This window comes from Sphingomonas sp. P4_G3, from assembly GCF_056401105.1.
The window spans coordinates 1-25,871 of sequence record NZ_JBFUJZ010000009.1 but is presented as its reverse complement, the minus strand read 5'-3'; the positions used below and the strand labels follow the sequence as shown (position 1 = coordinate 25,871).

The 25,871-nt window shown below is 65.0% G+C and carries 25 protein-coding genes and 1 tRNA gene; 11 read left to right on the top strand and 15 right to left on the bottom strand.

The features are described 5' to 3' along the window. Window positions 1-85: 85 nt before the first annotated feature. The 3 genes from apaG to AC1DQQ_RS17895 all read right to left on the bottom strand — a co-directional run bounded on the left by apaG (window position 86) and on the right by AC1DQQ_RS17895 (window position 2,496). On the bottom strand, window positions 86-484 hold the full coding sequence (gene apaG / locus AC1DQQ_RS17905; RefSeq protein WP_066813338.1) for a Co2+/Mg2+ efflux protein ApaG: 399 nt from the start codon (window positions 482-484) through the stop codon (window positions 86-88). A gap of 22 nt (window positions 485-506) precedes the next feature. Next, complete coding sequence (locus AC1DQQ_RS17900; protein WP_478046160.1) at window positions 507-1,715, bottom strand: trans-sulfuration enzyme family protein; 1,209 nt, start codon at window positions 1,713-1,715, stop codon at window positions 507-509. Between the two features lie 169 nt (window positions 1,716-1,884). After that, window positions 1,885-2,496 (bottom strand): J domain-containing protein, encoded by a 612-nt coding sequence (locus tag AC1DQQ_RS17895; protein ID WP_478046158.1) that lies wholly within the window; start codon window positions 2,494-2,496, stop codon window positions 1,885-1,887. Between the two features lie 37 nt (window positions 2,497-2,533). Here AC1DQQ_RS17895 and AC1DQQ_RS17890 point away from each other — a divergent pair, with 37 nt between their 5' ends. The 5 genes from AC1DQQ_RS17890 (at window position 2,534) to AC1DQQ_RS17870 (ending at window position 6,266) form a co-directional block, all read left to right on the top strand. Further along, entirely contained in the window at window positions 2,534-2,818 is a 285-nt protein-coding gene (locus AC1DQQ_RS17890) for a BolA family protein (protein ID WP_478033095.1), read from the top strand. A 1-nt stretch (window position 2,819) separates the two neighbouring features. Beyond that, entirely contained in the window at window positions 2,820-3,533 is a 714-nt protein-coding gene (locus AC1DQQ_RS17885) for a glutathione S-transferase (RefSeq protein ID WP_478033096.1), read from the top strand. A 79-nt stretch (window positions 3,534-3,612) separates the two neighbouring features. Next, window positions 3,613-4,056, top strand: coding sequence for an NUDIX hydrolase (locus AC1DQQ_RS17880; RefSeq protein ID WP_478033097.1), 444 nt, complete (start codon window positions 3,613-3,615; stop codon window positions 4,054-4,056). Then, window positions 4,053-4,955, top strand: a complete 903-nt coding sequence (locus AC1DQQ_RS17875; protein WP_478033098.1) for a pirin family protein — start codon at window positions 4,053-4,055, stop codon at window positions 4,953-4,955. The genes AC1DQQ_RS17880 and AC1DQQ_RS17875 overlap by 4 nt, the downstream gene beginning before the upstream one ends. Window positions 4,956-5,366: 411 nt before the next feature. Continuing rightward, entirely contained in the window at window positions 5,367-6,266 is a 900-nt protein-coding gene (locus AC1DQQ_RS17870) for an alpha/beta fold hydrolase (protein WP_478046156.1), read from the top strand. Window positions 6,267-6,317: 51 nt separating this feature from the next. Here the strand turns inward: AC1DQQ_RS17870 and AC1DQQ_RS17865 are convergent, their stop codons facing one another. Beyond that, a complete protein-coding gene (locus AC1DQQ_RS17865; RefSeq protein WP_478033100.1) occupies window positions 6,318-6,989 on the bottom strand; it encodes a TetR/AcrR family transcriptional regulator in 672 nt (223 codons plus the stop codon). A gap of 220 nt (window positions 6,990-7,209) precedes the next feature. On the opposite strand from AC1DQQ_RS17865, the gene AC1DQQ_RS17860 reads away from it, so the two are divergent. After that, window positions 7,210-8,508: a spinster family MFS transporter gene (locus AC1DQQ_RS17860; RefSeq protein WP_478033101.1), complete on the top strand. Its 1,299-nt coding sequence runs from the start codon at window positions 7,210-7,212 to the stop codon at window positions 8,506-8,508. After that, entirely contained in the window at window positions 8,505-10,142 is a 1,638-nt protein-coding gene (locus AC1DQQ_RS17855; protein ID WP_478043092.1) for a carboxylesterase/lipase family protein, read from the top strand. The genes AC1DQQ_RS17860 and AC1DQQ_RS17855 overlap by 4 nt, the downstream gene beginning before the upstream one ends. A gap of 196 nt (window positions 10,143-10,338) precedes the next feature. On the opposite strand, the gene AC1DQQ_RS17850 is transcribed toward AC1DQQ_RS17855, so the two are convergent. The 4 genes from AC1DQQ_RS17850 to cpdR form a co-directional block, all read right to left on the bottom strand. Then, a complete protein-coding gene (locus tag AC1DQQ_RS17850; RefSeq protein WP_478043094.1) occupies window positions 10,339-11,937 on the bottom strand; it encodes an AMP-binding protein in 1,599 nt (532 codons plus the stop codon). Window positions 11,938-12,011: 74 nt separating this feature from the next. Beyond that, entirely contained in the window at window positions 12,012-14,285 is a 2,274-nt protein-coding gene (locus AC1DQQ_RS17845; protein WP_478043096.1) for a TonB-dependent receptor, read from the bottom strand. A 250-nt stretch (window positions 14,286-14,535) separates the two neighbouring features. Continuing rightward, window positions 14,536-14,610: transfer RNA gene (locus tag AC1DQQ_RS17840), tRNA-Val, on the bottom strand. 53 nt (window positions 14,611-14,663) lie between these two features. Further along, window positions 14,664-15,041 (bottom strand): cell cycle two-component system response regulator CpdR, encoded by a 378-nt coding sequence (gene cpdR / locus AC1DQQ_RS17835; protein WP_478033108.1) that lies wholly within the window; start codon window positions 15,039-15,041, stop codon window positions 14,664-14,666. A gap of 112 nt (window positions 15,042-15,153) precedes the next feature. Between cpdR and AC1DQQ_RS17830 the strand changes: the two genes are divergently transcribed. Continuing rightward, window positions 15,154-16,002, top strand: coding sequence for an N-formylglutamate amidohydrolase (locus tag AC1DQQ_RS17830; RefSeq protein WP_478033109.1), 849 nt, complete (start codon window positions 15,154-15,156; stop codon window positions 16,000-16,002). Between the two features lie 809 nt (window positions 16,003-16,811). On the opposite strand, the gene AC1DQQ_RS17825 is transcribed toward AC1DQQ_RS17830, so the two are convergent. Together AC1DQQ_RS17825 and AC1DQQ_RS17820 are read right to left on the bottom strand one after the other, a co-directional pair. Continuing rightward, complete coding sequence (locus AC1DQQ_RS17825; RefSeq protein ID WP_478043098.1) at window positions 16,812-17,582, bottom strand: SapC family protein; 771 nt, start codon at window positions 17,580-17,582, stop codon at window positions 16,812-16,814. Window positions 17,583-17,646: 64 nt separating this feature from the next. Beyond that, window positions 17,647-19,095: an FAD-binding oxidoreductase gene (locus AC1DQQ_RS17820; RefSeq protein WP_478043100.1), complete on the bottom strand. Its 1,449-nt coding sequence runs from the start codon at window positions 19,093-19,095 to the stop codon at window positions 17,647-17,649. A 79-nt stretch (window positions 19,096-19,174) separates the two neighbouring features. Between AC1DQQ_RS17820 and AC1DQQ_RS17815 the strand changes: the two genes are divergently transcribed. From AC1DQQ_RS17815 to AC1DQQ_RS17805, 3 genes are all read left to right on the top strand, one after another. Then, window positions 19,175-19,642, top strand: a complete 468-nt coding sequence (locus tag AC1DQQ_RS17815) for a hypothetical protein (protein ID WP_478033114.1) — start codon at window positions 19,175-19,177, stop codon at window positions 19,640-19,642. A 281-nt stretch (window positions 19,643-19,923) separates the two neighbouring features. Next, window positions 19,924-21,378 carry a DEAD/DEAH box helicase gene (locus AC1DQQ_RS17810; RefSeq protein ID WP_478033116.1) on the top strand — a complete coding sequence of 485 codons (1,455 nt, stop codon included), beginning with the start codon at window positions 19,924-19,926 and terminating at the stop codon, window positions 21,376-21,378. A 7-nt stretch (window positions 21,379-21,385) separates the two neighbouring features. Beyond that, complete coding sequence (locus AC1DQQ_RS17805; RefSeq protein WP_478046154.1) at window positions 21,386-21,610, top strand: DUF1289 domain-containing protein; 225 nt, start codon at window positions 21,386-21,388, stop codon at window positions 21,608-21,610. 16 nt (window positions 21,611-21,626) lie between these two features. Here the strand turns inward: AC1DQQ_RS17805 and AC1DQQ_RS17800 are convergent, their stop codons facing one another. The 5 genes from AC1DQQ_RS17800 to AC1DQQ_RS17780 all read right to left on the bottom strand — a co-directional run. Further along, complete coding sequence (locus tag AC1DQQ_RS17800) at window positions 21,627-21,902, bottom strand: hypothetical protein (RefSeq protein ID WP_478033119.1); 276 nt, start codon at window positions 21,900-21,902, stop codon at window positions 21,627-21,629. Window positions 21,903-21,975: 73 nt separating this feature from the next. Then, the gene (locus tag AC1DQQ_RS17795) at window positions 21,976-22,599 is read right to left on the bottom strand and encodes a glutathione S-transferase family protein (RefSeq protein ID WP_478046152.1); all 624 of its coding nucleotides are present in this window, start codon (window positions 22,597-22,599) and stop codon (window positions 21,976-21,978) included. 41 nt (window positions 22,600-22,640) lie between these two features. Further along, window positions 22,641-23,513, bottom strand: a complete 873-nt coding sequence (locus AC1DQQ_RS17790) for a dienelactone hydrolase family protein (protein ID WP_478033122.1) — start codon at window positions 23,511-23,513, stop codon at window positions 22,641-22,643. 75 nt (window positions 23,514-23,588) lie between these two features. Further along, a complete protein-coding gene (locus AC1DQQ_RS17785; protein ID WP_478043103.1) occupies window positions 23,589-24,683 on the bottom strand; it encodes an MBL fold metallo-hydrolase in 1,095 nt (364 codons plus the stop codon). A gap of 193 nt (window positions 24,684-24,876) precedes the next feature. Beyond that, a partial coding sequence (locus AC1DQQ_RS17780; RefSeq protein WP_478046150.1) for a calcium-binding protein occupies window positions 24,877-25,871 on the bottom strand: 995 nt, incomplete at its 5' end.

Below are 25,871 nucleotides of genomic sequence, written 5' to 3'. Positions count from 1 at the left end.
CCGGGGCCGCCGGCGGCACGCGACTCCCCCGACAACATGGCGGCCCCGGCCTTCGCCGGGGCGACGAGGTCGATCACCACCTTCATCATGCCCCCACCGCCGGTGCGAGCAGCGCGAAGCGGGGGATGTCGACGTCGAACGCCGAGCCGTCCTCGGCGATCATGTGATAACTGCCTTGCATCGCCCCGGTCGGGGTCGCCAGCGGACAGCCCGAGACGTAATCGAAGCTCGCCCCGGGCGCGATCACCGGCTGCTCGCCGACCACGCCTTCGCCTTCGACCGAATGGCGTGCGCCGCGGCCGTCGGTGATCACCCAATGCCGCGTCAGCAGCTGGACCGTCGCCGGCGATTCATTCTCGATCCGCACGTGATAGGCCCAGAACCAGCGGCCGCGATCGGGTTCGGATTGTTCGGGCAAGAAGCTGACCGAGACGCGCACGATCACCCCGCGCGTTTCCGCGACATTGGGGAACAGTGCCTTCATCACGTCGCTCACCGCTTGTTCCTCACAAACTGACCGCCTTCAGCGCCCGGTCGAGGTCGTCGATCACATCGTCGGGATCTTCCAGCCCGACGTTCAGCCGCAACATCCCCTCGGTCACGCCCATTTCCAGCCGCCGCTCCTCGCTCACCCCGGCATGCGTGGTCGAGGCAGGATGCGTCATCAGCGAGCGAGAATCGCCGATATTGTTCGAGATGTCGATCAGTTCGAGCGCGTCGAGCAGGCCATGCGCCTGGGTGCGCCCGCCGTCGAGCTCGAACGCGAAGATCGGGCCGGCGGCATCCATCTGCCGCATTGCCAGATTGTGCTGCGGGTGGCTCGGCAGGCCCGGATGAAGGATCCGCGGCACGCGGCCTTCGAGGAAGCGCCCGACCTTGAGCGCGTTCTCGCTTTGCCGGCGCGCGCGCAGATCGAGCGTCTCGAGCCCCTTCAGCACGACCCAGGCATTGAACGGCGACAGCGTCGGCCCGGTATTGCGGGTGAAGGCAAGCAAGGTGTTCTCGATGAACTCCTCGCTGCCGCACACCGCGCCGGCGAGCACCCTGCCCTGCCCGTCCATCAGCTTGGTCGCCGAATAAGCGACGACATCGGCACCGAAATCGAGCGGTCGCTGCAGCACCGGGGTGGCGAAGGCATTGTCGACCACCGAGACGATACCGCGTTCCCTGGCGATACCGCACACCGCTTCCAGGTCGACGACATCCATCGTCGGGTTGGCCGGCGTCTCGAAGAAATAGACCTTGGTTTCGGGCCGGGTCGCATCGATGAATTGCTGCGGATCGCGCGCGTCGATCACCGTCGTCTGGATGCCGAATTTGGGCAGCAAGGTATCAACCAGCCAGCGGCATGACCCGAACGCCGCGCGGCCGGCGACGACATGATCGCCGGTCTGCAACTGGCACAGCAAAGCGGCCGTCATCGCCGCCATGCCCGTCGTCATCGTCCGGCACGCCTCGGCCCCTTCGAGCAAAGCGATGCGCTCTTCGAGCATCTGCACCGTCGGGTTCTGCAGGCGCGAATAGGTCATGCCCTGCTGTTCGCCGGCGAATCGCGCGGCGGCATCGCCCGCGCAATCATAGGCATAACCCGAGGTCAGGAAGAGCGCTTCGGACGTCTCCCCGAATTCCGACCGCGCCGTTCCGCCGCGCACCGCCTGGGTGGCGGGGCGCCAGTTTTGCGTGATCGAGCGGTCTTGTCCGGTACGGCGTTTCATCGTTGCGGGCTTTGCGGCGAGCGGGGGGCGCAGGTCAAGGGTAACAGTCCCTCTCCCGTTGGGAGAGGGAAGGAAGCGCGAAGCGCCGGGAGGGTGAGGGCAGCGACTTGCCCCTGCCCTCACCCCTCGCCGCTACGCGGCTCGACCCTCTCCCACTGGGAGAGGGTTTTCACGCGAACGCCGGCGCCGACTTCAAATGCTGGTACGCCGCGATCACTTCCTGCAGCGCCTTTTCCATGCTGCGATCGCCGCCGTTGCGGTCGGGATGGAATTTGCGCACCAGCTCCGAATAGCGCTGCCGCAGCCCGCGGCGATCGGTGTCCTGATCCAGCCCCAACACGCTCAACGCACGGCGATCGGCGCCGGACAAAGGCTTGCCGTCCTGGCGCTGGCGCTCGTTCGCCATTCGCTCGCGGAAACGCGCGCCGATCGCGTCGAGCGGATCGCTGAAATCGGCCCAGCGCGGCGGACGGTCGGCGCCGTTGGCGGCGAAGGCACGCGTCCCGCGTTCCCAGCCGGCATAAGGCCGCTGCGCCTCGTGAATCTCGTCGGGGCTCATCCCATTGAAGAAATTGTACCGCGAATTGAAGGCGCGGACATGGTCAAGGCACAGCCAGCGATACTCGGCCGGCCCGTCGCGCCCCGGCGGCGCGCCCTCCAGCGGCGGCGCGCGGAACTCGCCCGCCTGGTCGCATCCCGGCTCCGCGCACAGCCTTCCCGTCCCCGCCACACGGCCGTGGAAGCGGGTGTTGGGTCGGTCGTGCGGGGGCGTGCGAGCCACGGTGTCTCCGGCGGAAAAAGGGTCCTATATAAGAACGATGACCGACACCGCTACCGGCCCGCTGGCCGAAATCATCGCCGCTCGTCTGAGCGAAAACCTCACCCCATCGCGGCTCGAGGTGATCAACGACAGCCATCACCATGCCGGCCATATGGGCGACGACGGCACCGGCGAATCGCACTTCACCGTCATCGTCGAAAGCGATCGCTTCGTCGGCCTGAACCGAGTCGCGCGGCAACGGCTGGTGAACCAGGCGCTCGCCGATCTGTTATCCTCGCGTATCCACGCGCTCGCGATCAGGGCGCGCGCACCGGGAGAATGACATGGAGCCTTATCGTTTATGGTATTGGCCCTCGATCCAGGGGCGGGGCGAGTTCGTGCGGCTGGCAATGGAAGCGGCGCACATCCCCTATATCGACTGTGCGCGCGACGAGGGTGTCGATGCGTTGATCGACGACATGAAGGGGCACGATCGCCGCGGCCCCTTCGCCCCGCCCTATCTGTCGATGCCCGGCTTCACCGTCGCGCAGGTCGCCGACATCTTGTTCTTCCTCGCCAGCCGCCACGATTCTGTCGGTCCCACGAATGAGGCGGATCGCTTCTGGGCACAGCAACTCCAGCTGACCGTCACCGACATCGTCGCCGAGGTGCACAACGTCCATCACCCCGTCGCGCTCGACGATTATTACGACGACCAGAAGGACGAAGCGGCGCGCGCGGCCAAGGGATTCCGCGACCAGCGCATCCCCAAATTCCTGGGCTATTTCGACAAGGCCGTACGCCACAATGAGGGCGACTGGGCGGTGGGCACGCGCTGGAGCCATGTCGACACCTCGCTGTTCCAGCTGATCGAGGGACTGCGCTACATGTTCCCCAAAAGGATGACGGCGGTCGAAGGCGACTATCCTGCGCTTATCGCGCTCCACGACCGCGTCGCCGAGCTGCCGGGGGTCGCGGCATACCTCAAAAGCGAGCGCCGCATCGCCTTCAACACCGACGGCATCTTCCGCTATTATCCTGAACTCGACGCGGCGTAGGGTACGGACCCTAAGGCAAACGCAGCGTTTCCGTGAGGACTCTCCCGCTCGACGTCGGGAGCGGTTAAGGATCGCCGCGATGGCCCAACGTATTCCCCGCCCCGCCGCGCGCATCCTGCTGGTCGACCAGCAGGGCCGGCTGCTGATGTTCCGCTTCACGCCCGAGGACGGACGCCCGCCCTTCTGGTGCACGCCGGGCGGCGCGGTCGATCCGGGCGAGAGTTATGAAGAAGCGGCGCGGCGCGAATTGTACGAGGAGACCGGCATCATCGCCGAACCTGGCCCCGAGATCCTGCAGCGAACCGCCGACTTCCTGACGATCGAGGGCGTCGAGGTGACCGCCGACGAGCGCTATTTTCTGGTGCGGACTGACGCGCGCGAGATCGATCCCGCCGGTCATACCGAGCTGGAGCAACGCGTGATGCAGCACTGGCGCTGGGTCGCGCCGCACGAACTTTCCGCGCTCAGCGAGCAATATTTTCCCGAAGATTTGATCGATATCCTGGCAGAGGTGACGGCATGACCAACGACGACCTGATCGACCGCATCATTACGCCCACGACGCACGACCTGGGCGGGTTCAAGGTGCATCGGACGCTGCCGTCCAAGCCGCACCAGATGGTCGGCCCGTTCATCTTCTTCGACCAGATGGGTCCGGCGCATCTCGATATCGGCACCGGCATCGACGTGCGCCCGCACCCGCACATCAACCTGTCGACCGTCACCTATCTGTTCGCCGGTGCGATCGACCATCGCGATTCGCTCGGGACCTTCGCGCGGATCGAGCCCGGCGCGGTCAATCTGATGACCGCGGGGCACGGTATCGCGCATTCGGAGCGCTCCCCCGGCGACGAGCGTGCGCATGGCCCCGAATTGTCGGGCATCCAGACCTGGATCGCGATGCCCGAGGACAAGGAAGAGATCGACCCGGCCTTCGAACATGTCGCCAAGGCCGAGCTTCCGCTGATCGAAGCGCATGGCGCCACCGCGCGGATCATCATGGGCGAATTATGGGGCCAGCGCGCGCCGACCACGACCTATGCCGAGACGATCTATGCCGATATCCTGCTCGCGCCGGGCGCCAGCATGCCGATCGACGCCGGCGCCGACGAACGCGCGGTCTATCTGGCGATCGGCGAGGCCGAGATCGACGGGATGCCGATGGCGATCAACACGCTCTATGTGCTCAAGCCCGGCGTCGCGATGACCCTGCGCTCGGCCGGCGGCGGCCGCGTGATGCTGTGCGGCGGCGAGGCCTTCACGACCGAGCGCCACGTCTGGTGGAATTTCGTCAGCTCGCGCAAGGACCGCATCCAGCAGGCCAAGGAGGACTGGAAAGCCGGCCGCTTCGCCAAGGTTCCAGGCGACGAGAAGGAATTTATCCCGATTCCGGAGATTCCCAAGACGGCGACGTACCCGTGAGCAGCGCAGGCGAGCGTCGGATTTACCTGGTTCGCATTTGAAAGGATGGGATGGCGGGCGGCGGCTATAAAGGCGGGCCAACACCTGAAGGAAAGTTCGGCTGCCTCATTGGCTCGCTGATCGGCGTCCCCACGGGGCATATGCCTGCTGTTGGTCGACGCGCTTGGAGATTGTGTGCCTGATGGCCCGTGTCACCACGGCTTCCTCTTGAACGTGTTGCTCCCATCGGTCGGTATTGCCGTCGTCGTAGGTTTGGCGGCGTGGTGGATCGCGAAAGCGTATCGCCGGAATGCTGGCTGACCTTGCGGAGAATTCGCTCATCCCTTTAGGCGGCAGAACCGGGCACAGCGTTCCTGCCCTTGTCGAATATGCGGTATGGAGGCAGGGTTTCCTCGACAAGAGGAGAGAGTGATGGCGAATCTCGAGCTGCAACGCGTGGCACTACCCACGGGAGTCGAGCTTGACGTAGCGGTAGCGGGCCTGCCGACCAATCCGCCGATCATTCTGCTCCACGGCTTCCCCGAGTCGCATCGCACCTGGCGGCATCAGATCGCCGACTTGGCCGAAGACCATTTCGTCCTCGCGCCCGACCAGCGCGGCTTCGCCAGATCGTCCAAGCCCGAGGGCGTCACGAATTACACCCCCGACAAGCCGGTCGCGGACATGATCGCGCTGGCCGACCGGTTCGATCTCAAGCGCTTCACGCTGGTCGGGCACGATTGGGGTGGGGCGATCGCGTGGATGGCGGCGCTCAACCATCCCGATCGCGTCGCACGGCTGATCATCATCAACGCGCCGCATCCCTTCATCTTCCAGAAGTCGATGTTCGACGACATGGCGCAGCGCGAGGCGAGCCAATATATCCGCGCGTTTCGCAACACCGATCTCGAAAAGCATATCGACTCGATCGGCCTGTCGGCGTTCTTCGACGGCAGCTTCATGCGCCACACCGACTTCGAGAAAGTGAAGGACGAAAAGCCCATCTATCTCGAGCAATGGGGCCAGCCCGGCGCGATGACCGCGATGCTCAACTGGTACCGAGCGAGCACGCTGCTCGTGCCGGCGATGGACGAAACGCCCGAGCGGCCAGCGTTCCTCGACGGACCCTTCCCGCCGCTCAAGGTACCGACATTGGTGATCTGGGGGCTGGGCGACAAGGCGTTGTTGCCGGTGCAGCTGGAGGGCCTCGAGGCGCTGGTCCCCGATCTGACGCTTGAGAAGCTGGAGGGCGTGGGACATTTCGCCCCCTGGGAAGCGCCCGAGAAAGTCACCGGCGCAATGCGCGAATGGCTTGCCGACCACGACGGGTGAACGAAGTCGCCGGGAACGCGCGCTTCTGGCTAAACATAAGATCCCAGGGAATCAGCCGCAGATCGCGCGGAAACCGGCAGCCATGAATTTCGCCATGCGGTCCTTGATCGCCGCGAAGTCATCCGACCGCGCCACGCCGCCGGACAATTTGTCGATCCGGCCGGTGCGCGCGAGCGTGAGCATCAGCGCGCCGGTCACGAAATGGTATCCCCAGAAGATGTCGGCCTCGGCGCAATCGGGAAGCGCCTTCTTGAGCAGATCGATCAGTCGCAGCACGACGGGATCGAAATGCTTGTCCATCAATTCGGCACCCCATTCGGGTGTATTGGCGACCTGGGCGCCCAGCTTGGCATAGTTCCGCCACCCCTCCCCGCCATTGCTGTAAAGGTCGAGATCGGTGTCGAGAAAGGCGTGCAGCGCGCCTTCCACGGTAGGTTTGCCGCCGCATGACGCTTCGTAATCGTCGAGCACTTTCATCCTGAGGTCGCGCGTCACGACCGCCCGGCGCGCAAACACCGCATCGAACAGCGCCTTCTTGTCCGCGAAATAGTAATTGAGCAACGTGTGGTGGACGCCGACCTGCTTGGCGACGTCTTTCAGCGTGGTGCCGTAGAGCCCGTGCTGCGCGAACAGCCCCTCGGCGGCGTCGAAAATCTGCTCCATCGTCTCCGCGCGTTGCTCGGCCTTGCGCGACCGGCGCGGTGGTGGGGTGGTCTTGGTCACGATCATGGTCCTTCCAGCCTCATCCATCAGCGTCAAGCACTTCGCAGCATCCAATAATATTCACCCTCTTGATAATGTATATGTTGACTCCCGTCGCTGCTTCCCACCATCATGCGGGACAACGGGCAAAAGCCGGGGAGAGGAAATTGGACTTTCTGACGGCACTCGGTCGGCCGCGCGCCCGCGCCCGCTATCGCGCACCTCTCCGGCGGGTTCGGTAATGGCCACGACGATCGCGACGGCGCCCTCCCCTGCCCCCGCCACATCGGCCCGGGCGTGGCTCATGCTCGGCACGCTGACCTTCGTCTATGTGCTCAATTTCCTCGATCGCCAGTTGCTCGGCATTCTAGCCAAGCCGATCCAGGACGATCTGCACATCACCGACGGCCAGCTCGGGCTGATCGGTGGGCTCTATTTCGCCTTCTTCTATTGCTTCATCGCCATCCCGGTCGGCTGGCTTGCCGACCGGTCAAACCGCATCACAATCGTCGCGCTCGCCTGCGCGATCTGGAGCGGAGCGACCACCGCTTGCGGGCTCGCGGCCACCTATCCGCAACTGGTCGCCGCGCGGATGACGGTGGGATTCGGGGAAGCGGGCGGCGTACCGCCTTCCTACGCGCTGATCACCGACACTTTCCCGCCCGGACGCCGCGGCATCGCCTTCGGCATCTACAATCTCGGACCGCCGATCGGCGCGGCCCTGGGGATCGCGTTCGGCGCGTCGATCGCTGCCTTCTTCCATTGGCGCGACGCGTTCATCGCGATCGGCGCGATCGGCGTCGTCACCGCCATCCTGGTCCGGCTGTTCCTGCGCGAGCCGGCGCGCGGCGCGACCGATCCTGTGGTGCAGGAGGTCTCGGCCAAGGCGCGTTTCTGGCCGACCATCGGCATGTTCTTCACCCATCCGATATTGATGCTCGCCGCGCTGGGCAGCGGCGCGACACAATTCGTCACCTACGGCCTGGGCAATTTCGCGGTGCTGTTCCTGATCCGCGAAAAGGGCATGAGCTTGCAGCAGATCGCGGTGTGGTACGCGATCGTCGTGCTGGTCGGCATGTGCTCGGGGATGCTGGTGTCGGGGCGGGTGATAGACCGCTTCACGCGCCATTCGCGCCGCGTCTATGCCATCGCGCCGGTACTGTCGCTGGTCGTCGCCATGCCCTTCTACGCCGCCTTCGTATGGGCGCCCGGCTGGCCGCTGGCGCTCGTGCTGCTGACCATCACCATGCTGTTCAACTATGTGTACCTCTCCTGTTCGGTCGCGCTGGTGCAGGAGGAAGTACGGCCCGACCAGCGCGTGCTCGCGGGCGCCCTCTTGCTGCTGGTAATGAACTTCATCGGACTCGGGCTCGGGCCGACCTGGGTCGGCGCGGCGAGCGACTGGTTCAAGGCCGCGGGCGATGCGCATTCGCTGCGCACCGCGCTCTACACGCTCGTGCCGGTCTATCCGGTCGCGATCCTGCTCTTCCTCTGCCTCGCCCGCGTGATCCGGGCGCACGAACAAAGGATATCGGCATGACCCGTTTCCCTTCGCTGCTCTCACTCGGCGCAATGCTCGTGGCTGCTCCGGTTTCCGCGCAATCGGGACCGGTGGTCGATGCACCGTCGGGCGCCGTGCGCGGCACGACCGATGGCGACATCCAGGCGTTCAAGGGTATTCCCTATGCCGTTCCCCCGGTCGGCGCGATGCGCTGGCGTCCGCCGGCGCCGATGCAGCGCTGGAAAGGGGTGCGAGAGGCGACCGCCTTCGGTCCCGCCTGCGTCCAGCCGCAGGGCAAATCGGCCTCGGTCTATTCGCCCGCCGCGCCCCTGCCGGTCAGCGAGGATTGTCTGACGCTCAACATCTGGGCGCCGAAGAATGCGAAGAACGCGCCGGTCTTCTTCTGGATTCACGGCGGCGCGCTGGTCAGCGGGTCGAGCCGCGAGGCGACCTATGACGGCCGCAGGATGGCCGAACGCGGTATCATTGTCGTGTCGATCAATTATCGCCTCGGCGTGCTTGGCTGGCTCGCGCATCCGGGGCTTACAGCGGAATCGCCGCAGCACGTGTCGGGCAATTACGGACTGCTCGACCAGATTGCGGCGCTGGGCTGGGTCAAACACAATATCGCGGCGTTCGGCGGCGATGCCAAGAACGTGACGATCGCTGGCGAGTCCGCCGGTGCGCTCAGCGTCATGTATTTGCTCGAATCGCCGCTCGCTCGCGGGCTCTACAGCAAGGCGGTTGCCGAGAGCGGGTACATGATCTCGATGCCCGAGCTGAAGAAAGCGGTCTATGGCGCACCGTCGGGCGAAGCGGCCGGCCAGATGCTCGGTGGCGCGCTCCAGGCGCCCGACATCGCGGCGCTGCGCGTGATCGACGCGCAGACGATCACCGATAGCGCCGCCAAGCTCGGCTATGGGCCCTGGGGCACAGTCGACGGCCTCGTCCTGCCGCAGCAGATGGTCGAGGCGTTCGACCAGGGAAAGCAGGCGCCGGTGCCGCTGCTCGCCGGGTTCAACCAGGGCGAGATCCGATCGCTGATGATGCTCGCGCCCAAGCCGCCCGCGACCGCGGCCGACTATGAAGCGACGATCCGCGACCGTTATGGCGACCTCGCCGACGCGTTCCTCAAACTCTATCCGGCGGCCGACTACAAAGAGAGCATCATCGCCACAACGCGCGACGGGCTCTACGGCTGGACCGCCGAACGCATGGTGCGCAAGCAGACCGGGCTTGGTCAGCGTGCCTATCTCTATATGTTCGATCACGGCTATCCGGCGATGGAAGCGGCGGGGCTGCACGCCTTCCACGCCAGCGAATTGCCTTATGTGTTCGGCACGATCGACACGCTCGGCCCCAATTGGCCGAAGATCCCCGCCACGCCCGAGGAGCAAGCGCTGTCCGATGCGATGCTCGATTACTGGACCAGCTTCGCGCGGAACGGAAATCCAGTCGCGGCCAAGGCGCCGGCCTGGCCGGCCTACGGCACCGCCGGCAACTATATGCACTTCACAGCGAAGCCCGAGCCGAGCAAGGATCTGATGCCCGGCATGTTCGCGCTCAACGAGGCGGTGATGTGCCGCAAGAAGGCGACCGGCAAGATCGGCTGGAACTGGAATGTCGGCCTGGCCGTGCCGAAGATTCCGCCACGGACCGCCGGGTGCGATTGATCGGATAAAGCATTACGCCTCTCCCTTTTAGGGAGGGGTTGGGGTGGGTGCGCGCGCGTCTGCGCGCTCACAAAGACTCTTCACCCGACCGCCAAAACAGCGACGGGCGAGGCATCGAGCCTCGCCCGTCGCTCAACCCACCCCTTGATCCCCTCCCTTGCAGGGAGGGGAGATTGGAATACCATTCGACCTACGGTCACCGCCCCATCGCCACAGCCGCGATCTTCCCCGCCTCGTAATCCGCGCGCAGCCGATTTTTGTCGATCTTGCCCGAGGCGGCGAGCGGCATCGCCGCGATCTCGGCGACGCGGTCGGGGATCCACCAATCGGCGACCTTGCCGCGCAGCAGGTCGAGCAACACGCGCGCATCGGCCTTGCCGTCGCTCTCGACGATCAACACCGGGCGCTCACCCCATTTGGCGTCGAGCCTTCCGATCACCGCGACATGGCGCACTGCCGGATGCGTGCCGACGATCGCTTCGATCTCATTGGGGTTGATCCACTCGCCGCCAGACTTGATCAGATCCTTGCCGCGTCCGCAGATCGTGAGATTGCCCCCAGCGTCGATCGTCGCGAGGTCGCCGGTGTCGAAATACCCCTCGGCATCGAGGGCGTCGCTGTCGGCACGGAAATAACGGTCGATCACGCTCGCGCCCTTGACCTTGAGATGTCCCTGTACGCCGCGCTGCTCGGGCAAGGTCGCGCCGTCGGCATCGGTCAGCTTGAGATCGAGCCCGATCGGCGGCCGCCCCGAGTCACGGGCGGGGTCAGTCGTGCCGGGCGCCGCGATCGTCCCTACCGGCGACAATTCGGTCATCCCCCAGCTCGTCTGCACTTCGGCACCGAGCTTGTCCTCGAGCCGCCGGATCAGCGCCTCGGGACAGGTCGACCCACCAATCACCACGCGCTTCAGGCTGGGCAAATCGATCCCGGTCGCCTCGACATGGTCGGCGAGTGCGAGCCATACCGTCTGAACGCCGACGGCCACGGTCACCTCCTCGTCGCGGATCAATCGCGCCAGGCTCGCGCCGTCGATCACCCGCCCCGGCAGGACCAGCTTGGTACCCGCCGCGGGCGCCGCGAACGGTAGTCCCCAGCCATTAGCGTGGAACATCGGCACCGCGAGCAGCAGAACATCGCGCGCCGTCAGTGCGATCGCATCGGCTTGAAGCGCGCGGAGTGTGTGGAGATAATTCGAGCGGTGGGTATAGACCACACCCTTGGGACTGCCGGTCGTGCCGGACGTGTAGCAGAGCCCCGCTGGCAGAGTCTCGTCGAACCCTCCCCACGCCACCTCGACGCCGTGCGCTTCGAGCAGCGCGTCGTGGCCCCAGACGCTTACGTCCGCCCGGCCAACAGCGTCGATGTCGAAGGCCGGGCTGTCGAGCACGACGACATGCTCGATCGATCGGCACCGTGCGACCAGCTCGCTCGCAAGCGGTAGCAGGTCGGCCGCTACCGCCAGCACGCGATCCTCGGCGTCATCGATCATCGCGGCAAGATGCGCGGCGGTCAGCCGCGGATTGAGCGTGTGGCAGACCAGCCCGATCCCCATCGCGGCATAATAGAGTTCGAGATGATGCGGCGTGTTCCAGGCGAGCGTCGCGACGCGGTCGCCCTGGTTCAGGCCGATCGCCGCAAGTGCGCCCGACATCCGGTTGCTGCGCGCCCTGAGCCCGGCATAGGTCTCGCGCGCGAGCACATGGCCCGCTTCAGCGCCAACGACCTCACGATCATGGAACCACTTGGCGGCGTGATCGAGGAACTTGTCTACCGTCAGGCCGTAGGATTGCATGACACCTGGAGAGAAAGCGGGGAAAGAAAGGCCGGGCGCCGCGATCGCGCGCGCACGTCCGGCCAGGCTGGGAATCAGAAAGTCTTGAGCACCTTGAGCCCGTATTGGCGCGGGGCTCCGGCGAAATAGAGCCCGCTATTGAGCGCGGCGACATAATGCTGGTTGGTCAGGTTGGTGCCATAGGCCGTGATCGTCCAGCTGCCCTTGGCGTAAGCGAGCTGGGCATTGAGGATCTTGCGTGCGTCGAGCAGGTCGCCACGGTTCGTGTTCTGGAACAGGGTCGCCCATTGGCTGCCGACATAGCCAAAATTGGCGCGCGGTGTGATCGAGCTGCCGTCGGGCAGCTTGAAGGTATATTCGCCGCTGACGTTGAACGTGACGTTGGGCGCATAGGTCTGGCGCCGGCCGGCCAGGTTGATGCAGTTGGTGGCTGCGGCCGTGCCACCCGTGATCGGGTCGCACGCCCCGGTGGCGGCGATGCGCGGATCGCTTGCGTAGAACGAGCCGAGTTCGCTGTGCAGGACGTTGACACCGGCATCGAACTTGAAGCCGCCGACGGTAACTTCCGCCTCCGCCTCGAACCCATAGATCTTGGTGCTGTCGGGAACGTTCAGCTCGATTCCGAACGTGGGGAAGGTCGGGTAACCGATGATGACCTGGAAGTTCTTATAGTCGTTGTAGAAGCCGGTGACCGTGGTGCGGACATGCCCGCCCGCCCAATTGGCCTTCCAGCCGGCTTCGTAGGAGGTGATCTTCTCCGGCTTGAACGGAGCGGGCGCGCCCAGCCCGACCGGCACGTTGAGCCCACCAGGACGGAAGCCGGTGGCGACGAAGCCATAGAGGAACTGGTCGGCATTCACTTTCCAGCCGAGCGATGCCTTGTAGGAGAAATTGTCCGACGACACGGTCTGCACCTGGCTGATCGGCAGGCCATATTGCTGGACGTTGACATAATTGGTCGACCGACTGGCGGTATAGCGGCCACCGAGTTCGAGCTTCAGGCTCGGCGTGATCTGGAAGCCGACCTGGCCGAACGCGGCAAGGTTGCGCTCCGGATTGCGGCCGGTCAGCTGGTAGAGGCACGCATTGACCGTGGTGACGGGATAGCAAAGGTTGATCGTGAAATTGCTGAACGGCTTCGGGAAGAAATAGGCGTTCCACATCCCAAACCCGCCGATCAGCCACGTAAAGCGCTGATTGTCCGGCGAGATGATGTTGAATTCCTGGCTGAATTGGGTCTCCTCCACCTTGTCGAAGAAGCTCCAGTTCTTGATCGTGCCGGTAGTCGGATCGACGATGTTCGATGCCGTGCCGTCGAGGTCGGCGCGGTAGAGAGTGGTGCCGTTCTGGAATCCGGTGACCGACCTGAATTTCACGCCGCCGGTCGTGTCATATTCCAGTTTCAGCACCGATCGCACGAACGTGTCGCGCGCATCCTGCGGCGCGTTGAGCTGGATGTCGTAGAGATCGCGCTTGTACGCGGGATAGGCGTTGCTGTGCTGCCAGAAGGGAGAAGCGGGATAGGCGCCCGAATCGAGCGCGTCGAAATCGGTCTTCCATAATGCGGAGAATTGGCTGCTCGGTTTCCACAGGAAGCTCACGCGCCCGGCGAGATAGCCCATCTTGCCGCTGTCATAGGGGTAGGCGCTGCCGCCCGCGCCATGCACATTGAAGAAGCTGTCGCGGCGCTCGGCGAATAACGCGACCCGCGCAGCGAAGGTGTCGCTGATCGGCAGGTTGATCGCGCCCTGCATGCCGGCGTCGTTGTAATTGCCGTAATTGGCGTTGAAATAGCCGTGGATCTCGCCCCCGACGATCGGATCGTTGGTGTTGACGAACACCGCGCCGCCGGTCGAATTCTGGCCGACGATCGTCCCCTGCGGGCCGCGCAGCACCTGGATATTGGCGACGTCGAAATAGGGCTCCATCTGGAAATAGCCCGGGAAGGTCGGCACGCCGTCGCGATAGGTGATCACGCCGGTCGTCGTCTGGGTGTTGTGCTCGGCCTTGCCGATGCCGCGGATGTTGAAGTCGTTGCCCTGGCCGAAATTGTTCACCACCACGCTCGGCATCGCGAACTGCAGCGCATCGACATTGGCGACGCCCTTATTGCCCAGATCGGTGCCGCTCAGCACCGACGCCGATACCGCGGTGGTCATCAGGTCTTCGCTGCGGCGCTGCGCGGTGATGACGATGTCGCCGGGCAGGTTGCTATTGTCGGTGGCGGCCTGGCTATCGTCCTGCGCCGCCGCCGCGGGTGTCGACTGGGGAGCCGTTTGGGCAGCAGCGCTGCCACCCCAGGCAAAAGCGAGCGCGGATGCACCGAGCCACAATGCACGAGCCTTCATTCAATCCTCCCACCAATCAATCACGCTCTCCGGCGCCGATGACGGGAAACTGCCGCAAAGCGCGGCTACTAGCAATACTAATTCACACAATAGTGAATAACGATGCTTTAGCGTGAAAACGGGCGGGGCCGGCCAAGCCGGTCGATCGTTTGTCGTGCTGAATCGACCGATACGCTCTGCCCATCGCCGCCGAATCGATTGGCCGAGAATCACAAAAGCCGCGGACGTCAGCGACGTCCGCGGCTTTCGATGGTGGGCGTGGCAAGGATTGAACTTGCGACCCCTGCGATGTCAACACAGTGCTCTACCACTGAGCTACACGCCCACGGGGAGGGGGCCCTGTAGCGGCGCTTCCGCCGCTGTGCAAGCGCCGAAACTCTACAATCCGCCGTTGGCGCTTTCGACCTCGAACAAGCGGTCTACCTCCAGCACCAGATCCCTAAGATGGAACGGTTTGGACAGCACGCGGGCATTGGGCATCTGCTTGCCGGCGCGCAGGGTCACGGCGGCGAAGCCGGTGATGAACATGACGCGCATATCGGGCGCGATCTCCGACACTTTCTGCGCCAGTTCGATTCCGTCCATCTCGGGCATGACGATGTCGGTCAGCAGCAGGTCGAAATGCTCGGTTTCGATCAGCGGCAGCGCGGCGGTGCCGCGATCGACGGCGGTGACGGCATAGCCCGACCGTTCCAGTGCGCGCGTCAGATATTCGCGCATCACCGAATCGTCCTCGGCCAGTAGAATCCTGATCATGCCCGTCCGTTGCCCTGTGTCCCGCCAAGGTCTTTTATGCCCTAAGGGTTTAAGATTTTCCAGCGTCGCGCGGCGATTGCCCCAAGACGGCACGACGAGTAGATTTGCACCTATGGCCGCTCCCTCGTTCGACCGCGTCGGACCAATCCCGCCGGACAGCCCGGTAATCCTGTCGGTGCCGCATGCCGGGCGCGATTATCCACTCCAGCTGCGCGCCGCCGCCGCCGTGCCGGTGGCGTCGATGCTGGCGCTAGAGGATCGCCATGCCGACGACGTCGCGCTCACCGCGCGGATCGACGAGACTGTGTTCGTCCAGCGCCGCGCGCGCGCCTGGATCGACCTCAACCGCGGCGAGGACGAGCGCGACCCGCTGATCGACGACGGTGCGCGGCCGATCCCGGCCGGTGCCGCGGCGACAAAATTGCGCAGCGGGCTGGGCCTGGTGCCGCGGCGGTCGGCGCCCGGCGTCGCGATCTGGAACCGGCGCCTGGGCGACGACGAAGTGCGGCAGCGCATTACTCAGGATCACCGCCCCTATCATTCGGCGCTCGCCGACGCGCTGGCGGCCGCGCGCGAGCGGTTCGGGGCCGCTTTGTTGCTCGACGTGCATTCGATGCCGCCATTGCCGGGCGGTGCCGCGGCGCGCGTGGTGATCGGCGATCGCTTCGGCCGCAGCGCGGGCGGGCGGCTGGTCCATCGGCTGGAAGGCGAAGTCATCGCCGCCGGGCATCGCGCGGCGCTCAACACGCCCTATCCCGGCGGCTATATCCTGTCGCGCCATGGCCGGCCCGACCAGCATATCCATGCGATCCAGATCGAGATCGACCGGCGGCTCTATCTCGATGCCGGTTTGACCGCACCGGGCAAGGGTTTTGCCGGTACCGCCGCTCTGCTGCGCCGGATGATCGATGCCGCCACCGATGAATTGCTGACCGGCGGGCTGGCGCTGGCGGCGGAGTGAGTGGGCGGGGGAAACGACAGCCCCGGATTGGTCGCTAGCGACCAGTAGCGGACATCGGCCATATCGCGCATAGTCTCGCTATGTATGACGCCGACTTAAGGCAGCCGACGCGACTGTGGTCACTTGCCATCTACTCATTCTATGTCGTTGCGATCGTGCCGGGCTCGTTCCTTGCTTACATCGGCATAGGCTGGATGGATGCCTATGAGCGAGGCTGGCGCACCCAAGTTGCCGCTGCTGCTCTTGCCGCCGCCTGGATCCCATTGGCCTTGGGAGTTGCGTTCTGTTGGAAGGCAGTACGAGCCGGAAGTAGACCGATTTTCTTGCACGGGGTTGGATTCGTACTGCTTGCAGTGGGCTTTTACGCCGTCCCCCTTGTGTGGGGCGGCCGCATGTTGATTTAATCCGCTGCCCACCCAATAGCGGCCTCATGCCAGCAGCCCGACCGATCTCGCCCACCCCATAAAAAAACCACCTCGGGCAAACGCCCGAGGTGGCCAAGGTTCAGGGAGGAGACACGCTCGAAAGCGTGTCTGCACGACCTCGCGAAAGGGGGGACACGAAGCCGTACTCCAGCAACATAGGTCGATGAGATTACCGTTTCAAGACTCGGACTTGAACGTTCTCACCGAAGAATTTCAACCATTTCGGACCGATTCCGGTGCCATCCCGCCAGGCACGGCGTGCGCGACGGCATATGCCGCGGCGACATGCCGCAGAAAGGCATGGCCGAGGCCCTGCCGCCTGTGCCGGCCTCGCCGCGCACCAGGGTGACGAGGACCAACGCGGTCCTCGTCATGAAGGAGGTGTCAGGCAACCAGCTGCGGCGCCGGCATCAGTCCCAATTGCATCTGACGCGTGAAGATCTCGCGCATCACCGACAGCGAGAACATATGCGCATAGATCAGCGGCAGCAGACCCGACTGGGTCATCTTGCGCAGCTGGTCGCCGCGCAGCTCGTTGAGCTTCTCTTCATTGACCATGCGGAAGCCCGAATAGACGAACGGCTTGTCGGCGCCATCCGGCTGGATCGTCACTTCGCCGTCCATCAGCAGATCGAGCTCGCGAAGCTCGTTCATGAACGCCGCGGTACGTGCGCCGGCTTCTTCGAACTGCTGGTTGAACTCGAGGATGTTCTTGGTCACCTCGGTCGGGGCGCCATCGGCGAACAGCGGCTCGCCGTCGTCGAACGCGCCGATCGTTTCCGAACTCGGATCGAAGCACAAGGTCAGCTCTTCGGCTTCCGGGCGCAGGCGCGCGAGCAGATACGGATAGCGCCGGATATAGGCCGGGACATAGGTATAGGGCTCGCGCAGCTGACCCTTTTCGTCGATGAAGACGTTGACCCCTTCGTTGAGGCCCATCAGCGCCAGCGGCACGCCATCGTCGCCTTGCGAGAAGACGATCGGCAGGTTGCGCTGCGCCATCGGGAATTCGTCGACCGTCAGCGGGATCGCGTGCTGGCTGGCCAGGAACGGCGCGCCGTTGGACGGGCGGATGCGGAAATTGCCGTGCTGCTCGCTCGACAGTGGTTCGAGCGAATTATAAAAAAGCGGAAGCGACTGCGGCGCGCTGGCCATTACCCTACTCCAATCGAATCTCTTGAACGCGGCTCCCCCAAGAAGCCGCACGTGGCCGTGCGCCCTAAGGGGTGGCGCCGTCGGGCGCAAGGGTAACGAGCTTCCCCGGATTCATCAATTCGCGCGGATCGAACGCGCTTTTGATCGCCCGCAGCGCCATCATCCGCGCCGGCGAGGACAGCCGCGCCAGCTCGTCGCGTTTCAACTGGCCGATGCCGTGCTCGGCCGAAATCGATCCGCCCGCGGCGACGACGAGATCGTGGACGAAGGCCGAGATGACATGGCCCTCTCCCTCATACCAGCTCGGGCCATCGGTGCCGACCGGCGCCCGCACGTGGAAATGGACGTTGCCATCGCCGAGATGGCCGAACCCGGCCGCGTGCGTTCCGGGGAAGCGCGCTTCCACCGTTCTCGCACCTTCGGTAAGGAAGCGCGGCATGCCGGCGACGGGCACCGAGATGTCGTGCTGCAGCGCGGGCCCCTCGGCACGCGACGCCTCCGGAATGGTTTCGCGGATTTTCCACAAGGCGTCGGCCTGCGCCTCGCTCGCCGCGACGACCGCATCCTCGACCTCACCCGCCGCGAGCGCGTCGCCGATCAGCCGTTCGAGCAAAGCGGCCGGTGATTCGTCGGCTGGCGCCGCGCGCGTCGCCTCGATCAGGACCTGCCAGCCATGATTACCGCCCAACGGCGCGCGCGTGCCGGGGAAATGGCGGATCACCGCGTCTAGGAAGCTTTGCGGAATGATCTCGAAGCTCTCGACCGCCTGCGTCGCGCCCTGCAGCCGCCGCAACAGCGCCAGCGCGCGCTCGGGATCGGCGAGCCCAACCCAGGCCACTGCGCGGTCGAGGATCGCCGGAACCAGCCGCAACGTGGCCGCGGTGATCACCCCGATCGTGCCCTCCGCCCCTATCAGCAACTGGTTGAGATCGTAGCCGCGATTGTCCTTCTTGAGCGCGGCGAGGCCGTCATGGAGCGATCCGTCGGGCAGCACCGCCTCGACGCCGGCGACCAACCCGCGCATCGTTCCGAATCGCAGCACTTGCGTGCCTCCGGCGTTGGTCGAGGCCAGCCCGCCGATCGTCGCGCTGCCCTTTGCCCCCAGGGTCAGCGGAAAGCGCATCCCCTCGGCCAAGGCGGCGTCGTGGAGGCTGGACAGGATCACCCCTGCCTCGGCCACCGCCAAAGCGTCGGCCGGCCGCAGCGAGCGGATGCGGTTCAGTCGTCGCGTCGACAGGATCAGCGCCGAGCCATCCGCGGGCGGAGTGGCGCCGGCGACCATCGAGGTATTGCCCCCCTGCGGTACCAAGGCGACGCCGAGGTCGCGTGCCTTGGCGACGACCAATTGCACTCCCGCGACGGTGTCGGGCGCAAGGATCGCCGGGCTGCTGCCATGAAACCGCCCGCGCCAGTCGGTCAGCCAGGGCGCAATGTCCGCGGGATCGGTCACGACCGCCTTGTCGCCCAGCGCGGCGCGGGCGGCGGCGGTCAACTCGGTCTGTGCGGGTGTCATGGCAGTCGCGCTAGCATGGCGGAGGATGCGTATCCAATTCATTGCGTGTTCAAATTATGGCTTTACCAAGGCGCGCTTCATGCCGAGTCCACCCCTTGCCGCCTTTGCCCTGATTGCCTCCGTCGCCGCGGTCAGCACGCCCGCGCCTGCCGGTCAGGTGACGGGCATCGAACTGGCGCAAGTGACGATCCGCGGGCGAATCGTCATCCGCGTTCCCAGCACATTGCGGGACAGGGTCGCGCCCGCGCCGCAGCTTACACCGGCGCGACCGATCAAATGGGCCGAGAAAAAAGGTCCCAAATGCATCGCCGCCGACCAATTGGGCGGAGCGATCGTCGCGGGCGATTATGTCGACCTGGTCCTGCGCGGCGGTGACCGCGTCCGCGCCGAGCTGGACGGCGATTGTTCGGGCCTCGGCTATTATGGCGGTTTCTACGTGAAGCCGTCGGCCGACGGCCAGGTCTGCGCCGGACGCGATTCGATCCGCACCCGCTCGGGCGACCAATGCACGATCAGGAAGTTCAAGAAACTGGTCGCCAAAAAATAGGCCTTGATGCGCCGGTCGAAACTGGCTCGAGCATCCCCATCCCCGCCCCGCACACACCATACCGCTTCGCCTGAACTTGTCGAAAGGCAAACTGAGGAAGGGCGAACCAAGGGCGACAGTCTGGCCAGGTTCGCCTTCGTCGATCCGTCCGATGTCGCAAACATAACTCGCTCTTCCGCACTCTCATCAAGCCAGAAAGCTTGACTTTCGGCAACTGATCGGCAAGCGCGCACGTTGTTGGATGGCGCATCTGCGCGCTAACCATTTTTCCGGATTCTTGGATGCCTTTTGCCGACCTCGGCCTTTCAGACGAATTGCTCCGCGCCGTAGGCGAATCGGGCTATACCGAACCGACTCCGATCCAGGCCGCGACCATTCCCAGCGTGCTGATGATGCGCGACATCATTGGTATCGCCCAGACCGGCACGGGCAAGACCGCCGCGTTCGTGCTGCCGATGATCGATATTCTCGGTCATGGCCGCAGCCGCGCGCTGATGCCGCGCAGCCTGATTCTCGAGCCGACGCGCGAGCTCGCCGCGCAGGTCGCCGAGAATTTCGAGAAATACGGCAAGTATCACAAGCTCTCGATGGCGCTCCTCATCGGCGGCGTGCAGATGGGCGACCAGGTCAAGGCGCTGGAAAAGGGCGTCGACGTGCTGATCGCGACTCCAGGCCGGCTGATGGACCTGTTCGAGCGCGGCAAGATCCTGCTGACCCAGTGCAACCTGCTGGTGATCGACGAGGCCGACCGCATGCTCGATATGGGGTTCATCCCCGATATCGAGAATATCTGCACCAAGCTGCCGGCCAATCGCCAGACGCTGTTGTTCTCGGCGACGATGCCGCCGCCGATCAAGAAGCTGGCCGACAAGTTCCTGTCGAACCCGAAAACGATCGAGGTCGCGCGTCCCGCCACCGCCAATATCAACATCACCCAATATGTGGTGCCGGTCAGCAGCACGAGCCACGCCAAGCGCGCGGCGCTGCGTCAGTTGCTCGGCCAGGAAGAGGTCAAGAACGCGATCATCTTCTGCAACCGCAAGACGACGGTGCGCGAGCTCAACAAGAGCCTGAGAGGCTATGGCTTTTCGAGCGGCGAGATTCATGGCGACATGGAGCAGCCGCAGCGGATCGCCGAACTCGAGCGGTTCAAGAAGGGTGAGATCAACATCCTGGTCGCGTCCGACGTCGCCGCGCGCGGGCTCGACATCAAGGGCGTCAGCCACGTCTTCAATTTCGACGCGCCGTGGCATCCGGACGACTACATCCATCGTATCGGCCGCACCGGCCGCGCGGGCGCGACGGGGATCGCCTATACGCTCGCCTCGAGCGCGGACGCCGAGAATATCGAGAATATCGAGAAGCTGACCGGTATGAAGATTCCGCGGCTCGAAGGCGGCCCGCCGCCCGAGGCCGAGGAAAAGCCGCGCGCCCGCGCTGCCCGTGACGAAAAGCCGAAACGCACGCGCGCCGCGCCGCGCGAGAAAGCTGCCGCCGACGAGACGCCCGAAGCACCGGCGCCGCGCGCGGACAAACCCGCTCGACGCGAAGAGCCGCGCGCGCCGCGCGAAGAAGCACGCCCGCGCCGCGACGATCCTCGCCCGCCCCGCGACGAGCCGCGTGTGCGCAACGACGACCGCCGCCCGCGCCGCGGCCGGGAGCAGGACGATGGTCCGGACGAAGGCTGGAACGGGCCGATTCCCGACTTCCTGAACGCGGTCCTGACGCACGATTGAGGCGCGCGTGAGCCTGCCCGATTTCATCAGCCCAGACTTCATCAGCGTGGTGCCGGTCGAACCGATCGTCAGCCCGTGCGTCAATATCTGCCGGATCGGCAAGGATCGGTTGTGCGAGGGATGCCGCCGCACGATCGACGAAGTCGCGCGCTGGACGAGCATGACTCCAGCGGAGCGTGACCGCATCATGGCCGAACTGCCATCGCGCCAGATCGCGTCGAGTCAGCCCTGAAACGACACGCCCAAGATCACCGCCGCCCGTTCACCGGGAAGCCCATGTTTGCGCATTGCCGCCGCTCGCGACGCGTCTGATGGCGATCGTTGAGACAGGCGCGAAGCCGACGATCCCAATCCGCCTTGCGGTCGACATAGGATTCGTCCCCGCCGGGATGCGGCGCTGGCACCGAAGGTTCGGGAACCCGCGAGCGCGGCACTGGCGATGGATCGCGACGGATGCCGTAGCCGCTTTGCGCCGCGACCGGCGCGGCGAGCGACAGGATGATCGAGGCGACCACAAACTTCATCGCGACACTCCCCCAGCGAACCGCGCCTTCATTCAATGCTCGAGCAGCTGAACGCGACCTGAAGCGCCGCGCGTCACGCCAGCTGGTTGGTCTCCATCAGCGCATCGTCGAGCGCCGAGGCCCGCTTATAGCCCTCTCGCCCGCTCAACCGCTCTGCATAAGCGGTAAAGGCGTCGCGCTTGGGGATCGTGCCGAATTGCGTCCCCCAGATCACCTGGGCGCCGACATAGACATCGGCCATCGTGAAGGCGTCGCCGGCGACGTAGTCATGCTGCGACACCGCGCGTTCGAGCACGTCGATCGTCCGGTCGTAACTGCCATAGCCGAACATCCTGCCCTGCTCGGGCTGGGGGATGAAGCCGGCATTATTGTTGGTCACGGCTTGCTCGACCGGCCCGGCAGCGAAGAACAGCCAGCGGTAATAATCGGCGCGATCGGCGGTCGGTGGCGCCAGGCCGGCATCGGGAAATGCGTCGCCGAGATAGGCGCAGATCGCCGCGCATTCGGTGATGACCTTGCCCTTGTGCTCGATCGCCGGGACCTTGCCCATCGGATTGACCGACAGATAGTCATCGCTTTTCATCGTGTCGGCGTAATTCATCACGCGGACTTCGTAGTGGGCGCGGACTTCCTCGAGCGCCCAGCGTGCGATCCGGCCGCGCGACTGCGGGTTCGTGTACAAGATCAGGTCGCTCATTATTCTCTCCCTAGGAATCCGTGTGTCACGCGTCCGCCGAGTCAGAGCGCCTTCTGGAACAGCGCCAACATGCGCTCCCAGGCGCGGTCCGCCTGCGCCTGGTTGTACACCCTGCTGTCGGGCGGGCACCAGCCGTGCATCGTACCTTTATAGACTTCGATCTCGGCGAGCAGCTTGGCGTCGGCGAACGCTTTCTTCAGCACGTCCTTGTCGGTCGGCGCGCGCTGATCGTCATTCTCGGCGATCGCGATCAGGAAGCTCGCCTTCATCTGCGGGATCAGCGCGTTCGGGCTGTCGGGCTTGTCGCCGACCAGCCCGCCGCCATGAAAGGTGCCGCCCGCGCGATAGCGGTCGGCGCGCGCGGCGACGGTGCGGAACACCATCGGCCCGCCCATGCAATAGCCGGTACTGGCGAGCCCGCGCTTGGTATCGACTTCCTTCTGCGCGTCGAGGAAACTGGTGAACGCCTTGGCGTCGCTGACCGTCCCGGCGGGGGTGAGCTTCTCGACGAACGGCATGATCTTGGCGCGCACGTCGGGCTGGTCGAACGATTGGCCGGGCTTGAGGAACGGCGTCTTGGTCGAACGGTAGAATTGATTGACCACCAAAACGGCATAGCCCGATTGCGCCAACCGCTCGGCCATCTGCCGGAAAGCCGGGCGCAGGCCCATGATATCGGGCCAGATCAGGACGCCGGGATGCTTTCCGGTCGCCGGCGCGACGAAATAGGCGTCCGCCTTCCCCTCGGGTGTGTCGATCACGACATCGCGCCCCTTGATCGCCGCGGCATTGGCCGGAACCGGCAGCACGGCCATCAGCCCCGCGACGCCGGTCATCATGCCGAACTGGCGGCGCGACGGATGGGCAATGCCCAGGAAGCGATCATTGTCCTCAACGGTATGTTCGTCGCACATGGGTCTCTCCCTGGGGTGGCTCGACTCGACCTTATTCTATGGCGATGCGCCGATCCGCGCGAGCCCTGACGCGGTTCAGATCGCCCGCCAGCGCCATGTCCCGTCGCCATGGGTTTCGCGCACCGCGCGTCCTTCGACTTCGAGCCGTTTCAAATGCGCCATCGCCTCGCCGGTCGCCATGCCGAGCACCTCCTGGCCAATGGCGCGCCGGAACAGCCGGCCGAAACAATCGACCACGCGGCGTGGTTCATCGAGAAAGGCTTCGAGCTCGTCGAGCCGCTCGCGATGCTCGCGATCCATGGCATCGAGCCGGACGTGGAGGTTGAGGAACGGGTCGCCGTGGCCCGGCAAGGTCAGTACGTCGGCGGGCACTTCGCGCTTCAATTTCGCGATCGAGTCGAACCATTCGCCGAGCGGATCGGAGTCGGGCTCGGTGATGCCGAGCGAAACGTTCGGGCTGATCCGCGGCAACACCTGATCGCCGGCGATGAATATGCCATTCGCTTCATCGAGCAGGCAGGCATGTTCCGGGCTGTGGCCGGACCCGACGACGATCCGCCACGCCGTCCCGCCGATCGCGATCGTCTCGCCATCGACCAGCCGCCGGTACGACAGCGGCATTGGCCGCACGATCCGCCCGAAATTGGACCAGCCGCGCGCTGCCGCCAGCTCGATCTGCTCGTCGCCCCAGCCGCAGGCGCGGCGGAAGTCGCTGACCTCTTGCGGCGTTTCCGGCCGGGCGTCGGCAACCAGCATCTGCGCGGTCAGCCACTCGCCGCGCGTCATCCACAAGGGCGCCTGGTGGTGATCGCACATCCAGCCGGCGAGGCCGATATGATCGGGATGGAAATGCGTGCCGATCATCCGTGTGACGCGGACGCCGGCAAGCGGCCCCTTGAACACGGCTTTCCACGCCTCTCGCGTCTCGGTCCGATTCATCCCGGCATCGACCAATGCCACGCCGTCGCCGTCATCGATCAGCCAGCAATTGACATGCTTGAGCGGCCCGGGAACATTGAGCCGCACCCAGCGCACGCCGGGCGCGACCTGCATCGCGCCGCCCTCGCCCGGCTCCTTGCCGCCGAACGGATAGGTCAGGCCCTTATGGCTGGTGGGAACGAAGCTCTCGTCGGCGACGAACGCGGCGTCGGGCGTGCGATTGGTTGCCATGATCGGGCGGTAGCAAGTGGGCAGACAGGATACCAGCAAAAGGAAATGATAGCCGTTATGCTATGCGACCGGGATACCGAGTCGTCGAACCTGTGAGCCGCCGGGGATAGAGCGATGGTTGAAACGCCCACGCACCGACCCGTTAATGGGCTAGTGGCCGTGGGCGAATACCTCATCGGTGACGAGCGGGCGCTCAGCCATGCAGGACCGAGACCGCGGCGATCCCACCATGCCAGGTGCCGTCGGTGCCGAGGTCGGCCATGAATGGCTGCATCTGGACCGCCGCCGCACTGTTACCGACCCCGATGAAGTCGCCTGAATGGAGTTGCGCGGTAGTGACCCCGGTCAAGGTCAGCTGGTCGCCATTGCCGAGGTCGATCACCGCATTGCCGCCGACATCGTGGGTCGCGTTGATCACGTCCTGGTAGCTGGCAAAGCCGATCGCGGTGAGGTCGATCTTGTCGGTCCCTGTGACGAAGTCGCCGATACTGTCCTGTCCGGTGCCGTGGGCGAACACGAACTTGTCGGCACCAGCACCGCCGAACAGCGTGTCGTTGCCGCCATAGCCCATCAGCGTGTCGGCACCGCTGCCGCCGGTCAGCGTGTTGGCGCCGTTATTGCCCTGGATCAGGTGTGCATACGCGTTGCCGGTCAGGTTGATCGCCGTCGTCGCATTGGCGTCCGATGCCGCCAGCCGCTCGACCTGGGCATTGGCGCTGAGCGTGTAGCTCACGCTCGCCAGCACGGTATCGGCGGTGCCTTCATTGGCATTCTCGACGATCGTGTCGCCGGCATTGCGGACATAATAGACGTCGTTGCCCGCCCCACCCTGGAGCGTGTCGCCGCCACCCGCGCCATCGAGCACGTTGCTGCCGGCATTGCCGATCAGGATGTTGTGCTCGCCATTGCCGGTCGCGTTGATGTTCGCCGTGCCCGTCAGCTGAAGCGTTTCGATGTTGCTCATGCCCGCCAGCGAGTAGCTGACCGAGGCCTGGACACTGTCATTGCCTTCGCCCACGAGCTCGACCACCTTGGCATGGGCATCGCCGATCACATAAATATCGTCGCCCGCGCCACCGTACAGCATGTCGGTACCGCCGCCGCCGTTGAGCGTGTTCGCCGCCGAGTTGCCGCGGATTATGTTGTCGAGCGCATTGCCGGTGCCGTCGATCGCCGCATTGCCGGCCA

Coding starts and splice junctions, on each gene's coding strand:
- apaG (WP_066813338.1), bottom strand. CDS start 484: ATGAAGGCACTGTTCCCCAATGTCGCGGAAACGCGCGGGGTGATCGTG.
- AC1DQQ_RS17900 (WP_478046160.1), bottom strand. CDS start 1,715: ATGAAACGCCGTACCGGACAAGACCGCTCGATCACGCAAAACTGGCGC.
- AC1DQQ_RS17890 (WP_478033095.1), top strand. CDS start 2,534: ATGACCGACACCGCTACCGGCCCGCTGGCCGAAATCATCGCCGCTCGT.
- AC1DQQ_RS17885 (WP_478033096.1), top strand. CDS start 2,820: ATGGAGCCTTATCGTTTATGGTATTGGCCCTCGATCCAGGGGCGGGGC.
- AC1DQQ_RS17880 (WP_478033097.1), top strand. CDS start 3,613: ATGGCCCAACGTATTCCCCGCCCCGCCGCGCGCATCCTGCTGGTCGAC.
- AC1DQQ_RS17875 (WP_478033098.1), top strand. CDS start 4,053: ATGACCAACGACGACCTGATCGACCGCATCATTACGCCCACGACGCAC.
- AC1DQQ_RS17870 (WP_478046156.1), top strand. CDS start 5,367: ATGGCGAATCTCGAGCTGCAACGCGTGGCACTACCCACGGGAGTCGAG.
- AC1DQQ_RS17860 (WP_478033101.1), top strand. CDS start 7,210: ATGGCCACGACGATCGCGACGGCGCCCTCCCCTGCCCCCGCCACATCG.
- AC1DQQ_RS17855 (WP_478043092.1), top strand. CDS start 8,505: ATGACCCGTTTCCCTTCGCTGCTCTCACTCGGCGCAATGCTCGTGGCT.
- AC1DQQ_RS17850 (WP_478043094.1), bottom strand. CDS start 11,937: ATGCAATCCTACGGCCTGACGGTAGACAAGTTCCTCGATCACGCCGCC.
- AC1DQQ_RS17845 (WP_478043096.1), bottom strand. CDS start 14,285: ATGAAGGCTCGTGCATTGTGGCTCGGTGCATCCGCGCTCGCTTTTGCC.
- cpdR (WP_478033108.1), bottom strand. CDS start 15,041: ATGATCAGGATTCTACTGGCCGAGGACGATTCGGTGATGCGCGAATAT.
- AC1DQQ_RS17830 (WP_478033109.1), top strand. CDS start 15,154: ATGGCCGCTCCCTCGTTCGACCGCGTCGGACCAATCCCGCCGGACAGC.
- AC1DQQ_RS17825 (WP_478043098.1), bottom strand. CDS start 17,582: ATGGCCAGCGCGCCGCAGTCGCTTCCGCTTTTTTATAATTCGCTCGAA.
- AC1DQQ_RS17820 (WP_478043100.1), bottom strand. CDS start 19,095: ATGACACCCGCACAGACCGAGTTGACCGCCGCCGCCCGCGCCGCGCTG.
- AC1DQQ_RS17815 (WP_478033114.1), top strand. CDS start 19,175: ATGCCGAGTCCACCCCTTGCCGCCTTTGCCCTGATTGCCTCCGTCGCC.
- AC1DQQ_RS17810 (WP_478033116.1), top strand. CDS start 19,924: ATGCCTTTTGCCGACCTCGGCCTTTCAGACGAATTGCTCCGCGCCGTA.
- AC1DQQ_RS17800 (WP_478033119.1), bottom strand. CDS start 21,902: ATGAAGTTTGTGGTCGCCTCGATCATCCTGTCGCTCGCCGCGCCGGTC.
- AC1DQQ_RS17795 (WP_478046152.1), bottom strand. CDS start 22,599: ATGAGCGACCTGATCTTGTACACGAACCCGCAGTCGCGCGGCCGGATC.
- AC1DQQ_RS17790 (WP_478033122.1), bottom strand. CDS start 23,513: ATGTGCGACGAACATACCGTTGAGGACAATGATCGCTTCCTGGGCATT.
- AC1DQQ_RS17785 (WP_478043103.1), bottom strand. CDS start 24,683: ATGGCAACCAATCGCACGCCCGACGCCGCGTTCGTCGCCGACGAGAGC.